We start from the raw sequence: 20,187 nt of genomic DNA on the forward strand, positions 1-20,187 counted from the left end.
TAAAGTACACCGTTAATTTACATTTAAAATATAGCCAAATTATTCATAATTATTTCCATGACAATTTGCAAATGAGTGGTGTTTTATCTATCCGTTGCTGGAGGTGGGGCCTGGTGTTTGTATATATATTCACTTTTGATATCGGATTTGATAATTAGGGGTTGTTTGCTGCTCTTTGATCGACTCAAAATCCCGAAAATGCGAAAAAGTGCTACCAAAAGCTGGAAAAAGTGTTTTTTGACATCATGCTTTCTATATAAATTAATTAGAATGAGGCGTTTTTGAGTCTTTGTAGCGTTGCCTGTGTTACCAAATTGGCCGAGAATGGCGTTTTGGTACCATAAAACCGGCAAAAATGGTCTGTCTGTTCTTTTTTAAGGCCGCGAACTTCCTACTTCCTACTTCCTACTGTCTACTAAAAAGCTATCTTTACCCCGTTCAAATTTAAGACGTGATATATTCACGAGGTAATACAATATGGCAATGCAAGATATGAATGACCAGGTGATGGCTCGCTTGGCTAAGCTCGACAAGTTCAAGGAAATGGGTGTGGATGCTTATCCGCACAAGTTTAACAGGACCCATGATTCCAAGGTTTTGAAGGAAAACAAGGAAGCCTTGATGGTGACCAAGGAACCGGTTGCATTTGCCGGCCGCGTTGTGCGTTTCAATCGCAAGGGTAAAATGTGCTTTATGCACCTCAAGGACCGCTATGGCCGCTTGCAGGTTGTGGTTGCCCGTGACGAAGTGGGCGAAGAAAACTACGAAATCGTGAAGATGACCGACCTCGGTGACTTCATCGGTGTGAACGGTACGATGTTCGAAACGCAGAGCGGTGAATACTCTGTGCGTGCCGAAAAGGTCACGATGCTTTCGAAGGCTGTGCGCCCGCTCCCGGTCGCCAAGGAAAAGGTTGACGAAAACGGCAACAAGGTCGTGTTCAACGAATTTGCCGACGTGGATACCCGCTACCGCCAGCGCTATATCGACATGGCCTTGAACGATGACGTGAAGGAAGTCTTCATCAAGCGTTCCAAGATCATGCAGGCTATCCGTGAATACCTCATCGAAAAGGGATTCATCGAAGTTGAAACCCCGACGCTGCAGCCGATTTACGGTGGTGCAAACGCTCGTCCGTTTACGACGCACCACAACGCTTGCGACATGACGCTTTACTTGCGTGTTGCTCCGGAACTTTACCTCAAGCGCTGCATCATCGGCGGTATGGAAAAGGTTTTCGAGTTCTGCAAGAACTTCCGCAACGAAGGTATGGACCGTACGCATAGCCCGGAATTCACTGGCCTCGAATTTTACGAAGCCTACGCCGACTACAACGACATGATGGTCCACTTCGAAAACATTTACGAACGCGCCTGCATTGCCGCTAACGGTACGACCAAGATCAACTACCAGGGCAAGGAAATCGACTTCAAGGCTCCGTGGCCGCGTTACAGCATGATCGAAGCCATTGAAAAGTTCGGTGGCATTAAGGTCAACGACATGAGCGACGACGAAATCAAGGCCAAGATGGAAGAACTCGGCGGTCACCTCGATGGTGAATTTACTCGTGGCCGTGGCATCTTGGAACTCTTCGATCTCACGGTGGAAGGCAAGCTCATCCAGCCGACGATCATCAAGGATATGCCGACCGAAAGCACGCCGCTCTGCAAGAAGCACCGCACGATTGCAGGCCTCATCGAACAGTTCGAACCGTATGCCAACGGCTGGGAACTCGGTAACGCTTATACCGAACTTAACGACCCGATCCGCCAGCGCGAACTCTTGGAAGACCAGGTGCGTCGTGGCCGTGGTGGTGAAGGTGAAACCCACCCGATGGACGAAAACTTCATGCATGCTGTGGAAAGCGGTCTTCCGCCGACGGGCGGCGTGGGCTTTGGCATCGACCGCATGGTTATGCTCCTCACGAACCAGCAGACCATCCGCGACGTGCAGCTCTTCCCGCTCATGAAGCCGGAAGTTTAGCTTCGCAGTAGACAGTAGACGGTAGGAAGTAGACAGTAAATTGCAGGAGCAAGATTATGACTCAAGGATATCGAGATTTCGTTGTTTGGCAACAAGCAATGGATGTCGCTGTTGAAACCTATCGTCTAACAAGTTCTTTTCCAAAAGAAGAAATGTTTGGTTTGACGTCTCAAATGCGCCGTGCCGCAGTCTCTATTGCTAGTAATATTGCTGAAGGTGAAGGTCGTAAATCAAAAAATGAGTTTTCTCATTTTCTTGGAATTGCTCTTGGTTCAAAATCTGAATTGGAAACGCAACTTATATTAAGTGAACGAGTCAATTTGTTAAAAACAACAGATACGGAACCTATAAAAAAGTCCCTTGATGATATTGGTAAAATGCTAACGGCTCTAAGGAGAAAAATCGGAAGTCAGAAAAATCTGGAGTAGGTCTTCCTACTTCCTACTTCCTACTTCCTACTTCCTATGAACAAACTCGAACTTCTCATTGCTTGGCGTTACTTGGGGGCTCAACGTAAGAGTCTCTTCGTTTCGCTTATTGGTATTTTCAGTATGCTCGGCGTTTCCATTGGCGTGTTTGCGCTGGTGGTGGCGCTTGCGGCGGTCAACGGTTTCGAAGAAGAGGTCACGGCCCAGATGATTGGGAAAGATGCTCACTTTGAACTGATGGCGTACAATGGCAATCCGATTGGTCCGTACGATAGCTTGACTAAAGAGGTTCATGCTCGTGTGCCTGACGTTGTCGCTTCGTCGCCATTTATCGTTTACAAGGTGGGCATCAGCTCCAAGAAGGTGAACGACGGCATTGTCATTTACGGCATTGATCCGGCTACGGCCAAGGGAGTGACGGACATCCACAAGTACATCAAGTGGGGAAGTTACTCTGTCGATAGTTTGGAAGATATGAGCGGCAAGCTCCGTCCGGGAATTATTCTCGGGACTGGACTTGCGGCGCGCTTGCGCGTTGTCGTTGGTGACAAACTCGTGTTGCAGACGTTCCAGAGTCCGGACGAGGCGATGAGTTCGGGCGGCCCGAAGATGATGATGTGTGTGGTGAGTGGCATCTTCGAGACGGGCACTTACGAATATGATGGTAACCTTGCGTATGTCGGCATTTCGGATTTGCAGAAACTGCTTGGCATGGGGAACACCGTGACTGGCATCCAGTTCCGCATCAAGGATCACTGGAAAGCAGGCGAGGCGGTCGATAGCATGGCGACTTGGCTCTCTTATCCGTACTACGGAATGGATTGGAAGTCCAAGAACATCACGCTCCTCAAGTGGATGAATTATGAAAAGTTCATTGTGGCGGCGGTGATTTGCCTGATCATTCTCGTGGCGGCGTTCAACATCATCAGTTCGCTTATCATGGTCGTGATCGACAAGACAAAGGAAATCGGCATCTTGCGCAGTATGGGCTTTAGCAAGGCGGGCGTCATGCGCGTGTTCATGCTGATGGGCAGTTTCATTGGCGTGGGCGGTACCGTTGTGGGAGGGACTATTGGTCTTGTGCTTTGCAAGTTGCAGGAGGCCTACCACTTCATTAAGCTTCCGGGCGATGTGTACGTGATTCCGTATTTCCCGATTTCGGTGCATGCGATTGACGTGATTTTGATTTTTGTGATTGGTATTGTTTTGTGCGTGTCCGCGACGCTTTTGCCGGCATGGAAGGCAAGCCGTTTGGATCCTGTGGGGGCGATTAGACATGAGTAGTTTATTGCAAACTGTTGACCTTCGCAGGGTTTTCTCCGAGACGGGTGAAGAACTTGAAATCCTTAAGGGCGTGAACTTCTCGATGGACGCGGGCGAGCTTGTGGCGCTCACGGGTTCGTCGGGTTCCGGTAAATCGACTTTCTTGAATTTGGTTGGAATGCTCGATACGCCGACTTCGGGCGAAATTTTGTTTAAGGGAAAGCCGCTTAGTAAGTTCAATAGCGAAGAGCGCGATATGTACCACCGTTCGCATGTGGGATTTGTTTTCCAGTTCCATCATTTGCTCACTGAATTTACGGCGCTCGAAAATGTCTGTGTGCCGGGCCGCATTCTCGGGACTCCCGAAAAGGAATGCCGTGAACGCGCCGAGATGCTCTTGGAAACGGTTGGCCTCAAGGAACGCCTCAAGCATTTGCCGCGTGAACTTTCGGGCGGTGAACGCCAGCGAATTGCAATTGCGCGCGCTCTCATGAACAATCCGTCGCTTGTATTCGCGGACGAGCCGAGTGGCAACCTGGACGAGGCAAATTCGATGAAATTGAACGAACTCTTTGGTGAACTCAACGAAAAGTTCCATCAGGCGTTCTTGATTGTGACGCACGATGAAAAGCTTGCGCAGTTTGCCAAACGTCGTGTGATTATGCATAATGGCGTTATTCAGAATGCGGAGTAGGCGGAAGGTAATTTATGGCAGATATCAACGGTATTTTTTCAGCTAAGGCAAAAGCCGCGCTTCAGGCGGCACGAATTGCGGCCCGTAATCTAGGGAGCGATAGCGTTACAGTTGAACATTTATTATTTGGTTTAGTTCGCGAAGATTCGGGCTTTGCTTCTGAAACATTGAAAGCCTTGAAGGTGAATCTGACGGATTTGAGCGAAACGATCCAACGTGCGCTTAGCACAAGTGGCGGTCTGATGACTGTTGGAGGGGATGCTCATGGCGGCCTTCTGACTTTTACTCCACAGTGCAAGGCGGTTCTTTACAATGCTGCCAAGATTGCAAAAGAGGAAGGTGTTCAGTTTATTGGTCCTGAACATTTGATGCTTGCCATTTTGCAACAGACTGATTCTCCGGCTGCGGCAACGCTTTCGACGTACAACGTGACGTTTGAAAACTATCAGGAAATGCTGATGCAAATAAAGCATCAGGCTGATGGTCAGCCGATGGATGAGGGTCAGCCTGAAGAGGAACCTCGTGAGCGTTATACGCAGACGCGTCAGGCATCTCCGCAGTCCCGCTCCAAGACGCCGATTCTCGAACATTTCGGTCGTGACCTCACGGCAATGGCTCGCGCAGGCAAGCTCGACCCGATTATTGGTCGTGAAGAAGAAATTGAACGTTTGATCCAGATTCTTTGCCGTCGTAAAAAGAACAACCCGGCGCTCATTGGCGAACCGGGCGTGGGCAAGACTGCAATTATTGAAGGGCTTGCACAAAAGATTGTGCAGCGCAAAATCCCGGATTTGCTCGCGAACAAGCGCGTGGTGACGCTTGACGTTGCCGCAATGGTGGCGGGTACAAAGTACCGTGGCCAGTTCGAAGAACGCGTGAAGGGGCTCATCATGGAACTCCAGCGCGTCGGCAATTCCGTGATCCTCTTTATTGATGAACTCCATACGATTGTGGGCGCAGGCGGTTCCGAAGGCAGCCTCGATGCTTCGAACATATTCAAGCCCGCTCTTGCTCGTGGTGAACTCCAGTGCATTGGCGCAACGACTTTTGACGAATACCGCAAGTACATCGAAAAGGACCCGGCTCTTGAACGCCGCTTCCAGACGATTGTCGTAAATCCGCCGACGGTTGAAGATTCCATCCAGATTCTCGATGGACTTCGCCCGAAGTATGAACAACATCATAATGTGCGTTATACGCCAGATGCGGTGCGAGCTGCTGTTGAACTTGGCGAGCGCTATATCAACGAGCGCTTCTTGCCGGACAAGGCAATTGACGTGCTCGATGAAGCGGGCGCTCGCGTACGCCTGAATTCCATCAAGATTCCGCAGGACTTGCAGAACATGGAAGACGAGCTTGGCGAATGCCTCCAGAAAAAGGAAGAAGCTGTCGCCAATCAGGATTACGCCTCTGCTGCGAAGTTCCGCGCCCGCGAAGAAGAATTGCAGAATAGCATTGCTGAACGCAAAAAGCAGCTTCAGAACGAGGTCTCTGAAACGCCGATTGTCGATGAGAACGTGATTCGCGATGTCATCAGCAAGATGACGGGAATCCCTGTCCGCAGGCTCGGTGGTGAAGAAGCGAAAAAGCTTTTGCATCTCGGTGATGAAATCAAGCAGCGCGTGATTGGCCAGGATCAGGCGGTAGATGCGATTGTGAAGTCCATCCGCCGTAGCCGTGCAGGCATCCGCAACAACAAGCGTCCGATGGGTAGCTTCTTGTTCCTTGGTCCGACGGGTGTCGGTAAGACCGAATTGGCGAAGGTCCTCAGCAAGGAACTTTTTGGAAGTGAAGATTCGCTTATCCGTATCGACATGAGCGAATACATGGAAAAGCATAGCGTGAGCCGCTTGATTGGTGCGCCTCCGGGATACGTGGGCTTCGAAGATGGCGGTGGCCAGCTGAGCGAAAAGGTGCGCAAGCATCCTTATTCTGTGGTGCTGCTCGATGAAATTGAAAAGGCTCATCCGGATATTTACAACTTGCTTCTCCAGATTTTGGACGATGGCATCTTGACCGATAGCTATGGTCGCAAGATCAACTTCAAGAATACGATTATCATCATGACGAGTAACGCCGGTGCCCGCGAAGTCCGCCATAGCAGTGGCATGGGCTTTACCAAGATGGGCGAGACTGACGATTACGAACGCATGGAAACCGCCATTCGAGAAGAAGTCAAGCGTGTGTTCTCTCCGGAATTCCTGAACCGCGTGGACGAGCAAATCGTGTTCCGTGCGCTTTCCAAGCATGACCTCGTTTCTGTCGTGGACATCCAGATGGGATTCTTGCAGAAGAATCTTTCCGATCGCGGAATCCTCTTGGAAATGAGTCAGGAGGCAAAGGAATTTGTTGTAAACCACAATTACGATTCTTCGCTGGGTGCACGTCCGATCCGTCGCTCGATCCAGAATCTGGTGGAAGACGAAATCGCCGAAGGGCTTTTGCTCGGAACGATGACGGACTTTTCCACGATTTCCGTGGGCGTCGAAAACGGCAAGCTTTCTTTTAAATGTGAGAAAATAAAATCTTAGAGCTATGGGCTATGAGGTCGGCACGTTGTGCCTCTGAGCACACTCCGCTTTGGGCTTTTCTTATTACAATAGCCCATAGCCCATACCTCAAAGGGGCGTAAGCCCCGCGCCCATACCCTAATTTTTCTATATTTGTCGCGAAAATTAACAATCAACCTATGAGGTTATAAATGTCTCAGATTTCTGCTGTTCTTATCTTCGGTGCTCCGGGTTCTGGCAAGGGCACTGTGGGCGCAAAGCTCGCTGCAACGACCGCTCTCAAGCACCTCTCCACGGGCGACATCTTCCGTGGCATCGCTCCGTCTAGCGAATCCGGCAAGCTCCTTGCTTCTTACTCCAGCAAGGGCCTCCTCGTCCCGGACGAAGCTACCGTTGAAATCTTCGGTCGCTTTGTCGAAGGCCTCGTGAACACGAACAAGCTCAACCCGGAAAAGGACACCCTCCTCCTCGACGGTATTCCTCGCACGGTTGCCCAGGTCGATCTCATCAAGCCGATCGTTGACGTGAAGCACATCTTCGTTCTCGACATCAAGGACGAAGCTACTATCGTTGCTCGCCTTCTCAACCGCGCCAAGATCGAAGGCCGTAAGGACGACGCTGACGAAAACGTCATCAAGAACCGTCTCAAGGTTTACAAGGAATCCACCGCTAAGGTTCTCGAAAAGTACGATCCGAAGATCATCAGCCACATCGTTGGTGACAACACTCCGGACGAAGTCTTCCTCGACGTGCTCAAGGCTTACGTGGACTTCACGAAGAACGCCTAATCCGTTCACTGAAATTTGTTCAGAATGCACCTTGCCCCGCGGCAGGGTGTTTTTTTTTTGTGTGGGTGAGTCATATACGAAAAATCTTTAAATTTGACATCGCGAAATTGGCGGGGCTTTCTTCACCGACTTACTTGCGGCTTGTGAGCGAAGGCTAGAGCAACTTGAGTCGAGTGTCGATGAACCGTATGATTTCGGCAATGGGGCTTGCGGGTTTTGAAGCGGACTACTTTAAGGCGCTTGTCAATTTTTGCAATGCCAAGGGTGATGATGCCAAAATGCCGTATTGGAAAGAAATGCGTCAGATTGCTAAACTGAAAAAAGGTGCGGACGGCTCGTATCGTGAGACCGAAAAGAACGTGACCGCGTCAAAGGAAGGCTTGGCCTATGCCGTACACTCTATGCAACGCCAAATGTTGCGACTTGCCAGTGAATCCATCGAACGATTTGAACCGCAAGATCGCAGCGTGTCAAGCGTGACCCTTACGGTCAACCGCGAATGTTACGAACGTATTGCTCAAGAAATCGATGCGTTACGCAAAAAGATTGTTGCAATGGCTTCGGAAACAGAAGATGTCGATCAAATCTATTATTTGAATGTGCAACTGTTCCAGATGACCTGGAAATTAAAAAAAGATGAGGAGGCTTAATATGAATAAAAAGCTCTATACTTTATTTGCTCTCGGAACGCTTCTCTTTGCGGCATGTTCCGACAATGCATCGATTTCGGGATCGACGAATGTCCCGAATATGGTAAATCCTGACAATGTAATAGTTCCCCGTTCAATGGTGCTATGCAGCCAAAGGGGAAAGTCTGCGGATTCATCGCAGGATTGCTGGGATGGCGAAATGTGGAACTCTACTTTGCGGGTAAAGATTCTTTAGGTCATGTCCAAAGTGCAGATTTGAGTGATTTGAATGGACTTTGTATTGAATATTCGGGAAAGTTTGCTCATTTAAAAGGCTTGCGATTCGTGATTGAATCTATGCATGAGACTGAAGCCGATTTGGAATATGACTTTAATATATTGAGCTTCGGTCACTATTTTTATAGTTGTTTTTTGTATATAAACTTTATATATTATGTTACATAAATAACATAAAGGAGTTTTATATGAATTATAAAAAGATCGGTCTTGGCCTTTCAATATCTGTGGCCATGTGCTTTATGGCGTGCGGCGAAAGTTCCTCTCCGAACGGGCCTGAAAATCCGAGCGATCCGGAATCTTCAAGCTCTGTTAAGTCCTCTCCGGCATCTAGTTCTGATGTAGCAAGCTCTTCGAGCGTTGCCGAAACTCCTTCGAGTTCTTCAGTTGAAGAAGCAAAACCTTGCTCTTTTGTTGCAACGGATGATGCCTGGACCGTTTCGTATAAGGGTAGCGATAGCAAGAATAATGCAAAAATTACGACCGTCTATGAAATTAGCGGCAAAGATCTCGTTATTCGTGATTCTGTCCGGTACACGGGCAGCATGACAAGCATGATGTGCAGCATTGATCCTGAAGCTACTTATAAATCTGATGATGGAGTCTTTGCTGGCGGGCGTACCTGCGATAGCGATGGAAATACCGTTGTCGAAGTGACGACTACGACTCAGAAGGACTTCTTTGCGACCATTTCCCGCGAAGAGTTCTTCAATTCCGTTCAGAAAGCTTGCAAGGCCGCTGTCGATGGCGGCAGTTTCGAAAAAGTCACTTTTAATGTGCTGACGAAATGTAGCTTTACCATGGACGATGATGAATGGAGCTATTTCTATAAGGATGAAGATATTAAGGGCGATTCGATTCCCATGAAAAAGCTTCTGTTCCCAGACCCGGAAGATGGCCGTTATGTCAATATGAAATACTCGATTTATCCGATGTCGCATATTGAATGCGTTTCCAAGAACTTTGCCGATTTCAACGGTATCCACTACTGCTCTGCTGATGCTTACTTGAACATCGCTTCTTCTAGCACGACGTTTGATAAGCAAACGCTCTACGATATCGAATTGAAGGCTTGCAGGGACCATTTATCGCCAGATGTCGGCGTTCCTGATGATAATGGCGCTCAAGATTAATTGATGGAACTTCGTTCATAAAAAATAGGCTCCCTTCGGGGAGCCGTTTTGTATAAAGAAAGCCACTGGCGATAAACCAGTGGCAAATCTTTTGCAATTAAGCGAGTGCTTTGATCTGTGAGCCTCAAGCGACTCGTATTGCGATTTCATCGCATAAATCGGCGCCTCAACAATAGAAACAAGCAAGCTTGTTTCTGCTGTACTCGGCTTGGGTTTATTTAACGAGTCGTGGAGGCGAAAGCACTTGCCTGTCGTAGGTTCTTAGTTACACTTAGGCAAGTGCGGCTATGATAGCGTCACCCATTCCAACTGTGCCGACCTTGGTGCAGCCTTCCTGGTAGATGTCGCCAGTGCGGTAGCCCTGGGCAATCACCTTTTCGCAAGCAGCTTCGATAGCCTTTGCAGCTTCTTCTTCCTTGAAGGTGTAGCGGAGCATGAGGGCCACGGAGAGGATCTGTGCGAGCGGGTTAGCAATACCCTTGCCAGCGATATCCGGAGCGGAGCCTCCTGCCGGTTCATAGAGACCGAAGCTTCCTTCGGCGATAGAAGCGGACGGGAGGAGACCCATGGAACCGGTGAGCATGGCGCATTCGTCGGTGAGGATGTCGCCGAAGAGGTTCGGGCAGAGGAGCACGTCAAATTCACGCGGGCGCTTGAGGAGCTGCATGGCAGCGTTGTCCACGTAGAGGTGTTCGAGAGTCAGTTCCGGGTAGTCCTTGATGACTTCGTTCACGACTTCGCGCCAGAGCACGCTCGTGGTGAGCACGTTGGCCTTATCGATAGAAGCGACCTTCTTGTTGCGGAGCATAGCGGCGTCGAAAGCGAAGCGAGCGATGCGTTCGACTTCGTAGCGGCTGTACTTCATGGTGTCGAAACCGATTTCTTCCTTGGAACCCGGAACGCCTTCGCGGCCCTTCGGCTGGCCAAAGTAAACGTCACCCGTCAGTTCGCGGACGGTGAGGATGTTGAAACCGTCGCCAACGATGTCAGCGCGGAGCGGGCATGCGCCTGCGAGTTCCTTGTAAACGCGGGCCGGGCGGAGGTTGCAGAAAAGCTTGAAGTGCTTGCGGAGCGGGAGGAGAGCGCCGCGTTCCGGCTGGAGGTTCGGCGGAAGGTGTTCCCACTTCGGGCCACCGACAGAACCGAAAAGAATACAGTCAGAAGCTTCACCGAGCTTGAGGGTGCTTTCCGGCAGCGGAGAACCGCTTTCGTCATAGGCGGCACCACCGACATTTGCCCATTCGGCGTTCACGTCGAAACCGAACTTCTTGGAAACGACGTCCAACACGCGGACAGCTTCTTTCATCACTTCCGGACCGATACCGTCGCCCGGGAGCACTGCAATCTTGTAATTCTTGCTCATTGTTAATCCTTGTTTAAATTTGAACGAGGTAAAGATAGCAATTTAGAGCGTAGAACTTAGAGCCTTGTGCTTAGAAAAGTTGTTTTATTTGATTCTGGCTTTATGATAATTCGTTGGCTATATTATACACCAAATAAAAAAATTGCCTTTTTTCTGGCTCTAAAATCGAAAAAACGCGTTGATTGGATTTGTTGAGGGATTGTAGAATCTTGTTGAATTACATATATTAAGAGGGTATGGTCAGTAACTTTTGGAGGGCTTATAATGTATAATCACTGGAAAAAGCTTTTGCTTGCTCTGACGGCGTTCTTCTGGAATGCCTGTGATAATAATTCTTCTCCGACGAAATCCAATGATGCCCCTGATTCCAGTTCGAGTTCATTGACCGATGTGCCTGTTTCTAGTTCTTCTGTCTCTGAAAGTTCGAGTAGTGATGGGCTTTCCGAGGCCGCTCCTCTATATGGAATATTGATGCAAGCTATCTGCACAAGGACAGAAGGTGATTCTGTCTTAAAGTGTTCTGACGGTGTAACCTGTGTTGAGTCTGTTAGTGAAACGGAAAAGAATAGTTCATGTTCTGAAACTGGGTTGTGCGCCAAATACGGTGTTGTTATCATCAAGAATAAAACCTACAATTGCGATGACGGCATGGTCTATAATGAATCGGAATTTAGGGCCCTTTACGAAACGATGACGGTTGCACCAAATTTGGATCGTGAATAAAAATTGTGCATCTTGGCCTAAAAAAGAAACTTGCGCTTGAGGCGCACCGCCTTTATCGTCATAGCGAAATCAAGGCGCATAAGCTCTCGTATTTTTTCTGGGAATGTACACTGCGGTGCAATTTACATTGTCTGCACTGCGGTAGCGATTGCGTTTCTGAGGCAATCCCTGATATGCCCCGTGAAGATTTTTTCCGGGTCCTGGATAGCCTAGCTCCGCATATTGATCCGGCTGATTTTGCTGTTGTGATTACGGGCGGCGAGCCTTTGATGCGCGCAGATCTTGAAGAATGCGGCCGAGAAATCAAGAAGCGTGGTTACCCGTGGGGGATGGTAACAAATGGACTTGGGCTAACTCCCGAGCGCTATACAAGGCTCTTAAATGCTGGGCTGAAATCGCTTACGATCAGTCTTGACGGTCTCGAAGATAATCATAATCTGTTTCGAGGGAATCCGCATAGCTTTGAACGCGCTGTACGGGCGATAAACATGGCTGCGCATACCGACGGCATTACGTTCGATGTCATGACTTGCGTGAATCGTAAAAATTTAAAAGAACTGCCTAGTATTTTTAATTTGTTATTGAATCTGGGCGTCAAGCGTTGGCGTGTTTCAAACGTGTTTCCCAAAGGCCGTGCCAAGGATAATCCGCTGTTCATGCTCTCGAATGATGAGTTTAGGCAGGTGTTTGAATTTATCCGTGAAGCGAAATCGAAAAAGCTCATGAATGTGAATTACGATTGCGAAGGATTTCTCGGAAGTTACGAGCATGTTGTTCGCGATTATCCGTTCTTTTGCTGGGCTGGCGTGAATATAGCTTCTGTACTATGTGATGGGAGCATTTCGGCATGCCCGAGCTTGCGGGGCGATTACATCCAGGGGAATATCTATACGGATGATTTTTGGGATGTATGGCAGAATCGCTATCATGTCATGCGGGACCGCAGCTGGGCTAAAACTGGCGAATGCGGCGATTGCAAGTATTGGCGCTATTGCGAAGGCTCCAGCCTGCATCTCCGCGACGAGAAAACCAAAGAATTAGCTTATTGCCATGTGAAACGGCTTGAAGCCACGGGTGTTTGATCTTCTGTCTTGGATGGCTTTAAAGCTTATTTGTTAGCTATGATTGTTGTTGGTGTGCTGCGCTAGTTCTCGCGGGTGGAAACTGCGGTGTTCGACCTTGATGAATTCTTTGTCGATGTGCGTGTAAATTTGCGTGGTGCCTATGTCGGCGTGTCCGAGCAGTTCCTGCAAAACGCGCAAGTCCATTCCCGCTTCCAGGCAGTGCGTGGCAAAGCTGTGGCGGAACGTGTGAGGGGACACTTGCTTGTTCAAGTGCATCGTATGTTGTTGTACGATTTTCCAGGCCCCCATGCGGGTCATCGGTTTTCCGTGCGCGTTGAGGATGATGTTGTCTGTAGAAGGGTGGGTGAGGGGGCGGCCCTCTTCGATCCATGCGCGGAGATTTTCTTTCGCCTTGCTGCCGAGCGGCACTAGGCGTTGCTTGTTGCCCTTGCCAATGGGCATGAGCCAATCGTTTTCAAGGTCAATCTGCGAAAGCTTGATGCCAAGCGCTTCAGAAATGCGCAATCCGCCGCTGTACATCAGCTCGAACAAAGCGGTATCGCGGAGCGGGTTCTTGCCGTTCGCGGCACTTTCGAACACACTATCGATTTCTTCACGGGTCAGGTACTGCGGCAGGTAATGCCCAAGCTTTGGCGTCGAAAGCATGGATTCTGTGCTGTAGTCGTACTCGCCCTCCCTCTGCATGTACTTGAGGAACCCGCGCAAGCTTGAAAAATGCCTCGCCACCGATGTTGGGGAATATTCTTCCTGCCCCGCAGTAAGCGTCAGAAACTCATCGAGTTTTTCGGGCTTTAAGTCCTTGAGGTCAATTCCGTTCTCGTCCAGCCATGCGACAAAATGACGCAAGTCTTCTTGGTAGCTCTGTATCGTCACCGGGGAAAGATTCCGCTCGACTCCCAAGTGCGAAAGAAAAGCGTCCAGACGGTTGGAATTGAGGCTCATTTTAGCACGCTATGTAAATTTAATCTTCTTCGTCTTTTTTTGAGGGCTTAGCGCAGCGGTCTGTAGCCCAGTTGGTCGACTTGAAGCAGGCACTTCTGGTGTAGCAACATCCGTATGCATTTTTATTGCCAAGATCTTCGCAATGGCAAGCAATTCCGTCACCTTCCTTCTCTTCGTCAACAAGTTCACCGTTAGCGCAGACCACCATGTATCCGCCAGTGTGATAACTTGTGTTGATGCAGGTTTGGAGGGTATTGTGGCAAACTCCGAAGTAGGTACCCTGGATATTGCATGTTACGTGTCTCGTCTCGTTTGTAAGGTCGAATTCGAAATCTTCCACGCGTTCATCAGGAGAGGAGACTGGTTTGTGATTATTCCAGTTGTACCCGTGAACGGTTTTGGCGGCCATCTTTTTACTAGGAATCAGTTCCTTCCATTTCTGTTTCGTCTCGAAACTTCTGAACGGCGGATAGTCGGGGTCTTCTTCGGCAAGGATTTTCTTGCAACGTTCCTCGTCGTAGCAGGGGTTTGGATTGGAAGGCGCTATGCCCATTGGCTCACCCCAGCAGGGATCACAATCAGAACATTGATCCGTGTCGCATTCGTTCTCCATCTTCTGTGGATCGGTGCCTTCTCTACAAGCGACGGGACATTTGTAATACTCCTTGTCGAGCGGGTCGAACTTGTTATGGAGCCTTTCCCATTGCCCGTCGACGCACCTGTACATGACAGCGTTGTTGTTGATGTCATTGTCGCATCTCAGTTCGCCGTTAAGACATTCGCCGCAGATAGCCTTGTCGGTACGGCACGACTTGTTGCCGCATATGGAAACGGCCTTCTTGGCTTCGCCGGCGACGCACTCGTAGACGGTTCCCTTTCCGGCTTCATCGTTGGTGCATGTGTGTTCGTAGTTCGTGCACTCGCCGCAACCGTTGTCGCGCGGGTCGCAGGATTTTCCGTTACAGCTCTCGGTCACCTTCTTGCCCTTTTCGCAGCGGGTGACTGTCGCCTTAAAGTTTTTGTCCTCGGTACAGGTCTGCACGTCGTTGAGGCATTCGCCGCAATCCGTGCCCTTTTCGTTACAGGAGACCAAGCCACACGAGCGGTTCACAAGTACCCCCTTCACGCATTCCTTGACAATACCGATTCCCGTGGGGCTGTCGGAGCAGGAGTTTGTGAAACTGTCGCTGCACTCCTTTTCAAAGACATCCTTATTTGCACATTCCTTGCTTTTAATATTGCAAAGAACGCCCTCGTCACAAGTAGTTCCCTTGCAAACGCAGGCTCCGTCTTTCGCGGTACCGCCAGAAGCCTTGCACAAGTCGGCGAATGTCGGGGCGGATGCCGCAGAAGATGAGCTGAGCTTGGGCTGGTTTCCGCAAGCGCCCGTGACCGTGTTGCAGACGGCTCCTTCATCACAGACATCTTCCTTGCAAACGCAGGCTCCGTCTTTCGCGGTACCGCCAGAAGCCTTGCACAAATCGGCGAAAGTCGGTGTTGCAGAGGAGGAACTTGATTTAGAGTTTGAAGAAGCTACAGAGGAAGAACTTTTTTTGGATGCCGAAGATATATCGGAGGGCTTGCTACGGTTTCCGCAGACACCCGTGATTGTGTTACAGACGGCACCAACGTCGCAGAGTTCTTTTTTACAGACGCAAGCTCCGTCTTTTGCGGTACCACCAGAAGCCTTACAGAGTTCCGTAAAATTCGAGAGTTCGTCCTTACCCTTGGACGAGGAACTGGCCCTGCTACTAGATGATTTTGCAGAACTTAAAGAATCTTTCTTGGAAACAGGAATCCAGTTTTCGTTGTGGCAGTAGTAATCGGCGTCTTCTTTTTGGGCGTAGACGGTATCGCCTTCGTTTTCATCGCCGCATTTCCCAAGTTCATAGATCGAGTTGACCTCCGTAATGATTTCCCTTGGAAGTGTCTCGTCGCTGGATTCATCGCTGCAGGCGACTAGAACCGTCGCAACTGCTGTGGCAACGAACAAAATGTTTGAAAGAACTTTCTTCATGATTCTCCCCAATGATCAGGATAAAGAAATTATTGACAAAAATTTAGATAGAAAAGCCATGCATGTCAATTTTTTTGAAAAAAAATCGCCCTATCCCCTTGCCAATCGCTTTTAATATTTCTAACATTGAGCGCGTCCTAAGCGACTATGGATGATTAGCTCAGTTGGTAGAGCAGCTGACTCTTAATCAGCGGGTCGCAGGTTCGACCCCTGCATCATCCACTAAGCACTAAACCGCAAGGCTAGGTGCTGCAAATACAAAAGCGTCAGACAAAGCTAAGCGTTTTTGAAAGCGAAAGCGGAATCTAACGAACTTTGAAACTGCGGCTTTTGATTTTTGCAAAAAGACATTGCTGAAAGGCGACTATGGATGATTAGCTCAGTTGGTAGAGCAGCTGACTCTTAATCAGCGGGTCGCAGGTTCGACCCCTGCATCATCCACTAAGCACTAAACCGCAAGGCTAGGTGCTGCAAATACAAAAGCGTCAGACAAAGCTAAGCGTTTTTGAAAGCGAAAGCGGAATCTAACGAACTTTGAAACTGCGGCTTTTGATTTTTGCAAAAAGACATTGCTGAAAGGCGACTATGGATGATTAGCTCAGTTGGTAGAGCAGCTGACTCTTAATCAGCGGGTCGCAGGTTCGACCCCTGCATCATCCACTAGACTCCATCTAAAAAGGTGGAGTCTTTTTTATATGTTGTTGTAATTTTTTTTCACATGATGTGTATGGAAAAAGACTTAGGGGTTGTTTTTATATTAGAAACTGGATTATTTTAATATATTTTTTTTATATTTAACCTCAAGTAAGGGTGTTTGAATACACTATATAAAAAGGGTTTTTGAATGAAAATTGTTCTTCCCGTTGCTGGCAATGGCATCCGCCTGCGTCCGTATACGGAAAATATGCCGAAATGCTTACTTCCTGTTGCTGGTAAGACAATCATAGATTGGATTGTTGAAGGTGCTCTTTTTTTGAAGCCTTCCGAGACGATTTTCATAACGGGGTATAAGGCATCCGTTGTTGATGACTTTTTGAAACGGAAACCGGAATGGGGCGCTGTGCGTACAGTGCTCCAGTCGAATCCGCAGGGGTTAGGCGAAGCGATTAGCCTTGCTCTTCCGTATGTGAATGATGATGAACCGCTCTTGATTATTCTAGGGGATACGCTGTTTGAGGCAGACTTGTCTATTCTGGACAAGGCTACGGAAAATATTCTCTACACGTTCAAGGTTGCAGACCCGAAGCGTTTTGGCGTGGCTGTGACGGATAAGAATGGCCATATTGAACGTCTTGTAGAAAAACCGCAGGAATTCGTTTCGGACGAAGCTATTGTTGGTATTTATTATATCAAGGATGTCAAGGCTCTTAAGGATGCCTTGAACTACCTCATGCAGAACGACATCCGTACGAAGGGCGAATTCCAGTTGACGGATGCGCTTGAGCGTATGATCCAGGGCGGCTGCAAGTTCCGTACGGCTCCGGTCGAAAAGTGGCTGGATTGCGGCCTTGTCGAGACTTTGCTTGAAACGAATGCGCATGTTCTTGAACGCAATGAAAAGGTGGCTCCGAAGTTTGAAGGGTCTGAAATTATCATGCCCTGCCACTTTGGCAAGAACGTGGTCGTCAAGAATTCCAAGGTCGGTCCTAACGTGTCGGTTGGGGATGGCTGCGTGATTGAGAATTCTGAAGTCTGCAATGCGATTCTCTGGGACAGCGTGAAGGTTCTGGACAAGAAACTTGAAAAAGTTGTGGTCCACGAATAAAATCAAAATAGACGCAATATAAGTCTTTGTTTATAAGCCCCTTTTGGGGGCTTTTTCTACTTTTAAAATATGGTTACGTTAGCTCTTTCTCATTTTGAAAAAAGTTTCCCGGCGGCTCTTCGTGGCAAGCGCCTGGGTGCGGTTCTCCATCCGGCTTCGGTCTGTGCCGATTTGAGTTATACGCTTGACTTGCTCAAGGATTTGGACGGCAAGCTCTTTAAGCTTTCGGCTTTGTTTGGCCCGCAGCACGGCATCAAGGGACACACGCAAGACAACATGATTGAATGGGAAGGCTACGAAGATCCGGAATTGCATATTCCGGTTTACAGCCTTTACGGTGAACATCGTGAACCGACCGCAGAAATGCTTTCGCATGTGGATGTGATGCTTGTGGATTTGCAGGATGTGGGCGCGCGTTACTACACGTTCATTTGGACGCTTTTCCTCTGCATGAAGGCTTGCGAAAAGGCGGGGATTCCGGTTGTTGTTGTGGATCGCCCGAACCCGATCAACTGTGTCGATGAAGAAGGTCCGGTACTTGACCTCAATTACACGAGTTTTGTGGGTTTGCATAGCATCCGTACGCGCCATGCAAAGACGATTGGCGAACTTGCCGAACAGTTCAAGGCCGAACGATTCCCGAAGTGCGAACTTTACGTGATGCACATGGATGGATACGATAAGCGCATGTGGTTTGATGAAACGGGACTCCCGTGGATTTTGCCGAGCCCGAACATGCCGACGCTCGATACCGCAATTGTGTATCCGGGCATGTGTTTGTTTGAGGCGACCAACGTGAGCGAAGGTCGTGGCACGACGCGCCCGTTCGAAATTTTCGGAGCGCCGTTTATCGATGCGGTTAAGCTTTGCAAGTACATGAACGGGCTCAAACTCCCGGGCGTGTATTTCCGCGAAAACTACTTCCAGCCGACGTTCCACAAGGGGGCGGGGCAGATTTGTGGCGGTGCGCAGATCCATGTGACCGACCGCAATTCGTTCCGCAGTTTTGAAATGGCGGTGAAGCTGTTGCAGTACATTTTCAACGAATACCCGAAGGACTTTGCGTGGAAGCAGCCTCCGTACGAGTACGAGTTCCACAAGCTGCCGATTGATATTTTGCTTGGCAACGGGACGTTCCGCAAGGAATTTATCGAGTCGAGTATTTAATGCTTGTTGGTACTGCCACAAAAACAATGCGAAAATGTGCCGAACCTTGTTTAATCTATGAAACTTAGACTTTCGACAGAAACTTTGAATCGCCTAAAGCGCTTCCGCAAGAACAAGCGCGCCTTTTGGTCGCTTGTAATTCTGGTGGTGGCTTACCTGCTTTCGCTCACCAGCCCGTGGACGGTAAATGACGAGCCGTTCTATTTGCGTTACAACGGCAAGAGCTATTTCCCGGCGTTTGCGCGTTACAGCGAAGCGGACTTTGGCGGCGAATACAAGACGGAACAGGATTACGCAAAGCTCTTCGCTGATGTCGCTGAATGCAAGCAGGACGAAGAAGACGGATTCCCGCGAGCTGGTGGCTGCCCCGAGATGTGGACTCTCATGCCGCCTGTGCCGCACGATCCGCTGAAGGCGGATCTGAGCGAGGAGGGAACCCCTCCATTTGCGCCGAGCGCAAAGCACTGGCTCGGAACGGATAGCAATGGGCGAGATGTCCTCTCGCGCTTGATTCACGGGTTCCGCATTTGCATCAGCTTTAGCTTGCTCTTGACCGTGCTTGGAACGTTCCTTGGCATTGTGATTGGCGGTATCCAGGGCTATCTCGGGAAGTTCTGGGATACGGGCATGCAGCGTATGATTGAAATCTGGTCTTCGCTCCCGATGCTTTACGTTGTGATTCTCATTGGCAGTATTTACGGCCGCAGTTTCTGGCTTTTGATTTTGATTATGGCGGCGTTCAACTGGCTTTCGCTCAGCTATTACATGCGTGCGGAATTCCTGAAGCTCCGCAGCATGACTTACGTGATGTCGGCGAAGGTGCTTGGGCTTGGACATCGCCATATCTTTTTCAAGGAAATCTTGCCGAATGCAATGACTCCCGTGGTGACGCTTTTCCCGTTCACGCTTATCGGTGGAATCGGAAGCCTCACGTCGCTCGACTTTTTGGGCTTTGGGCTCCAGCCGCCGACGCCGAGTTGGGGTGAACTCATGAGTCAGGGCCTTAACAATCTTTACGCTCCGTGGATTTCCGTGAGCACTGTCGCGGCGCTCTTTGTGACCCTCCTCCTTACGACTTTCGTCGGCGAGGGGGTGCGAGATGCAATGGATCCGAAGTCGGGGGATAGGTATGTATAGAGGTTTGAGGTCGGCACGGTGTGCCTTTGAGGTATGAGGTCGCGGCGTTGCCGCTTTGAGGTATGAGTGTCGTAGGACAAATGCGTAGGTCGAGTGTCGCGGCCAAGCTTGCTTGGACATGACCGAGGCCAGCATTTGGTACTTGAGCGAAGCGAGAGTACAAGTAGGCAGTAGGAAGTGTCATCCTGAGCGAAGGGCGAAGCCCGAAGTCGAAGGATCCAGGGAAGTGGTTAGTGATTAGTGGTTAGGATGTGATGGATAAT

General features: G+C 49.3%; 17 protein-coding genes and 3 tRNA genes. 17 read left to right on the top strand and 3 right to left on the bottom strand.

Features of this window, described 5'->3' with window-relative positions; genetic code table 11:
* Positions 1-477 precede the first annotated feature (477 nt).
* From lysS to B7990_RS03450, 9 genes are all read left to right on the top strand, one after another.
* Positions 478-1,983, top strand: a complete 1,506-nt coding sequence (gene lysS, locus B7990_RS03410; protein ID WP_088639620.1) for a lysine--tRNA ligase — start codon at positions 478-480, stop codon at positions 1,981-1,983.
* Between the two features lie 56 nt (positions 1,984-2,039).
* A complete protein-coding gene (locus B7990_RS03415) occupies positions 2,040-2,411 on the top strand; it encodes a four helix bundle protein (protein ID WP_088639621.1) in 372 nt (123 codons plus the stop codon).
* Between the two features lie 36 nt (positions 2,412-2,447).
* The gene (locus B7990_RS03420; RefSeq protein ID WP_088639622.1) at positions 2,448-3,695 is read left to right on the top strand and encodes an FtsX-like permease family protein; all 1,248 of its coding nucleotides are present in this window, start codon (positions 2,448-2,450) and stop codon (positions 3,693-3,695) included.
* On the top strand, positions 3,688-4,368 hold the full coding sequence (locus tag B7990_RS03425) for an ABC transporter ATP-binding protein (protein WP_088639623.1): 681 nt from the start codon (positions 3,688-3,690) through the stop codon (positions 4,366-4,368). Before B7990_RS03420 ends, B7990_RS03425 begins: the two co-directional genes overlap by 8 nt.
* 14 nt (positions 4,369-4,382) lie before the next feature.
* Positions 4,383-6,899 carry an ATP-dependent Clp protease ATP-binding subunit gene (locus B7990_RS03430; protein WP_088639624.1) on the top strand — a complete coding sequence of 839 codons (2,517 nt, stop codon included), beginning with the start codon at positions 4,383-4,385 and terminating at the stop codon, positions 6,897-6,899.
* Positions 6,900-7,069: 170 nt separating this feature from the next.
* A complete protein-coding gene (locus B7990_RS03435; RefSeq protein ID WP_014547240.1) occupies positions 7,070-7,666 on the top strand; it encodes a nucleoside monophosphate kinase in 597 nt (198 codons plus the stop codon).
* 179 nt (positions 7,667-7,845) lie between these two features.
* The gene (locus B7990_RS03440; protein WP_254917299.1) at positions 7,846-8,316 is read left to right on the top strand and encodes a DUF4423 domain-containing protein; all 471 of its coding nucleotides are present in this window, start codon (positions 7,846-7,848) and stop codon (positions 8,314-8,316) included.
* Between the two features lies 1 nt (position 8,317).
* Positions 8,318-8,551, top strand: a complete 234-nt coding sequence (locus B7990_RS03445; protein WP_088639625.1) for a hypothetical protein — start codon at positions 8,318-8,320, stop codon at positions 8,549-8,551.
* A 229-nt stretch (positions 8,552-8,780) separates the two neighbouring features.
* Positions 8,781-9,725 (top strand): hypothetical protein, encoded by a 945-nt coding sequence (locus tag B7990_RS03450; RefSeq protein WP_088639626.1) that lies wholly within the window; start codon positions 8,781-8,783, stop codon positions 9,723-9,725.
* A 271-nt stretch (positions 9,726-9,996) separates the two neighbouring features.
* Here B7990_RS03450 and leuB read toward each other — a convergent pair whose 3' ends face one another.
* Positions 9,997-11,088: a 3-isopropylmalate dehydrogenase gene (gene leuB / locus B7990_RS03455; RefSeq protein WP_088639627.1), complete on the bottom strand. Its 1,092-nt coding sequence runs from the start codon at positions 11,086-11,088 to the stop codon at positions 9,997-9,999.
* Between the two features lie 264 nt (positions 11,089-11,352).
* Here leuB and B7990_RS03460 point away from each other — a divergent pair, with 264 nt between their 5' ends.
* Both B7990_RS03460 and B7990_RS03465 read left to right on the top strand, forming a co-directional pair.
* The gene (locus B7990_RS03460; protein WP_088639628.1) at positions 11,353-11,811 is read left to right on the top strand and encodes a hypothetical protein; all 459 of its coding nucleotides are present in this window, start codon (positions 11,353-11,355) and stop codon (positions 11,809-11,811) included.
* A 5-nt stretch (positions 11,812-11,816) separates the two neighbouring features.
* Complete coding sequence (locus tag B7990_RS03465) at positions 11,817-12,893, top strand: TIGR04133 family radical SAM/SPASM protein (RefSeq protein WP_088639629.1); 1,077 nt, start codon at positions 11,817-11,819, stop codon at positions 12,891-12,893.
* Positions 12,894-12,926: 33 nt separating this feature from the next.
* Here the strand turns inward: B7990_RS03465 and B7990_RS03470 are convergent, their stop codons facing one another.
* Complete coding sequence (locus B7990_RS03470) at positions 12,927-13,838, bottom strand: tyrosine recombinase (protein WP_088639630.1); 912 nt, start codon at positions 13,836-13,838, stop codon at positions 12,927-12,929.
* A gap of 19 nt (positions 13,839-13,857) precedes the next feature.
* Positions 13,858-15,855, bottom strand: coding sequence for a hypothetical protein (locus B7990_RS03475; RefSeq protein WP_088639631.1), 1,998 nt, complete (start codon positions 15,853-15,855; stop codon positions 13,858-13,860).
* Positions 15,856-16,004: 149 nt separating this feature from the next.
* Between B7990_RS03475 and B7990_RS03480 the strand changes: the two genes are divergently transcribed.
* The 6 genes from B7990_RS03480 to B7990_RS03505 all read left to right on the top strand — a co-directional run bounded on the left by B7990_RS03480 (position 16,005) and on the right by B7990_RS03505 (position 19,924).
* Positions 16,005-16,077 (top strand) — tRNA-Lys (locus B7990_RS03480).
* 146 nt (positions 16,078-16,223) lie between these two features.
* Positions 16,224-16,296 (top strand) — tRNA-Lys (locus B7990_RS03485).
* Between the two features lie 146 nt (positions 16,297-16,442).
* Positions 16,443-16,515: transfer RNA gene (locus B7990_RS03490), tRNA-Lys, on the top strand.
* 184 nt (positions 16,516-16,699) lie between these two features.
* The gene (locus B7990_RS03495) at positions 16,700-17,620 is read left to right on the top strand and encodes a sugar phosphate nucleotidyltransferase (protein WP_088639632.1); all 921 of its coding nucleotides are present in this window, start codon (positions 16,700-16,702) and stop codon (positions 17,618-17,620) included.
* 69 nt (positions 17,621-17,689) lie between these two features.
* Positions 17,690-18,787, top strand: a complete 1,098-nt coding sequence (locus tag B7990_RS03500) for an exo-beta-N-acetylmuramidase NamZ domain-containing protein (protein ID WP_088639633.1) — start codon at positions 17,690-17,692, stop codon at positions 18,785-18,787.
* A gap of 57 nt (positions 18,788-18,844) precedes the next feature.
* Positions 18,845-19,924, top strand: coding sequence for an ABC transporter permease (locus B7990_RS03505; protein WP_074208624.1), 1,080 nt, complete (start codon positions 18,845-18,847; stop codon positions 19,922-19,924).
* Positions 19,925-20,187 lie beyond the last annotated feature (263 nt).

The sequence above is a fragment of the Fibrobacter sp. UWB4 genome (assembly GCF_002210345.1).
GTDB lineage: Bacteria > Fibrobacterota > Fibrobacteria > Fibrobacterales > Fibrobacteraceae > Fibrobacter.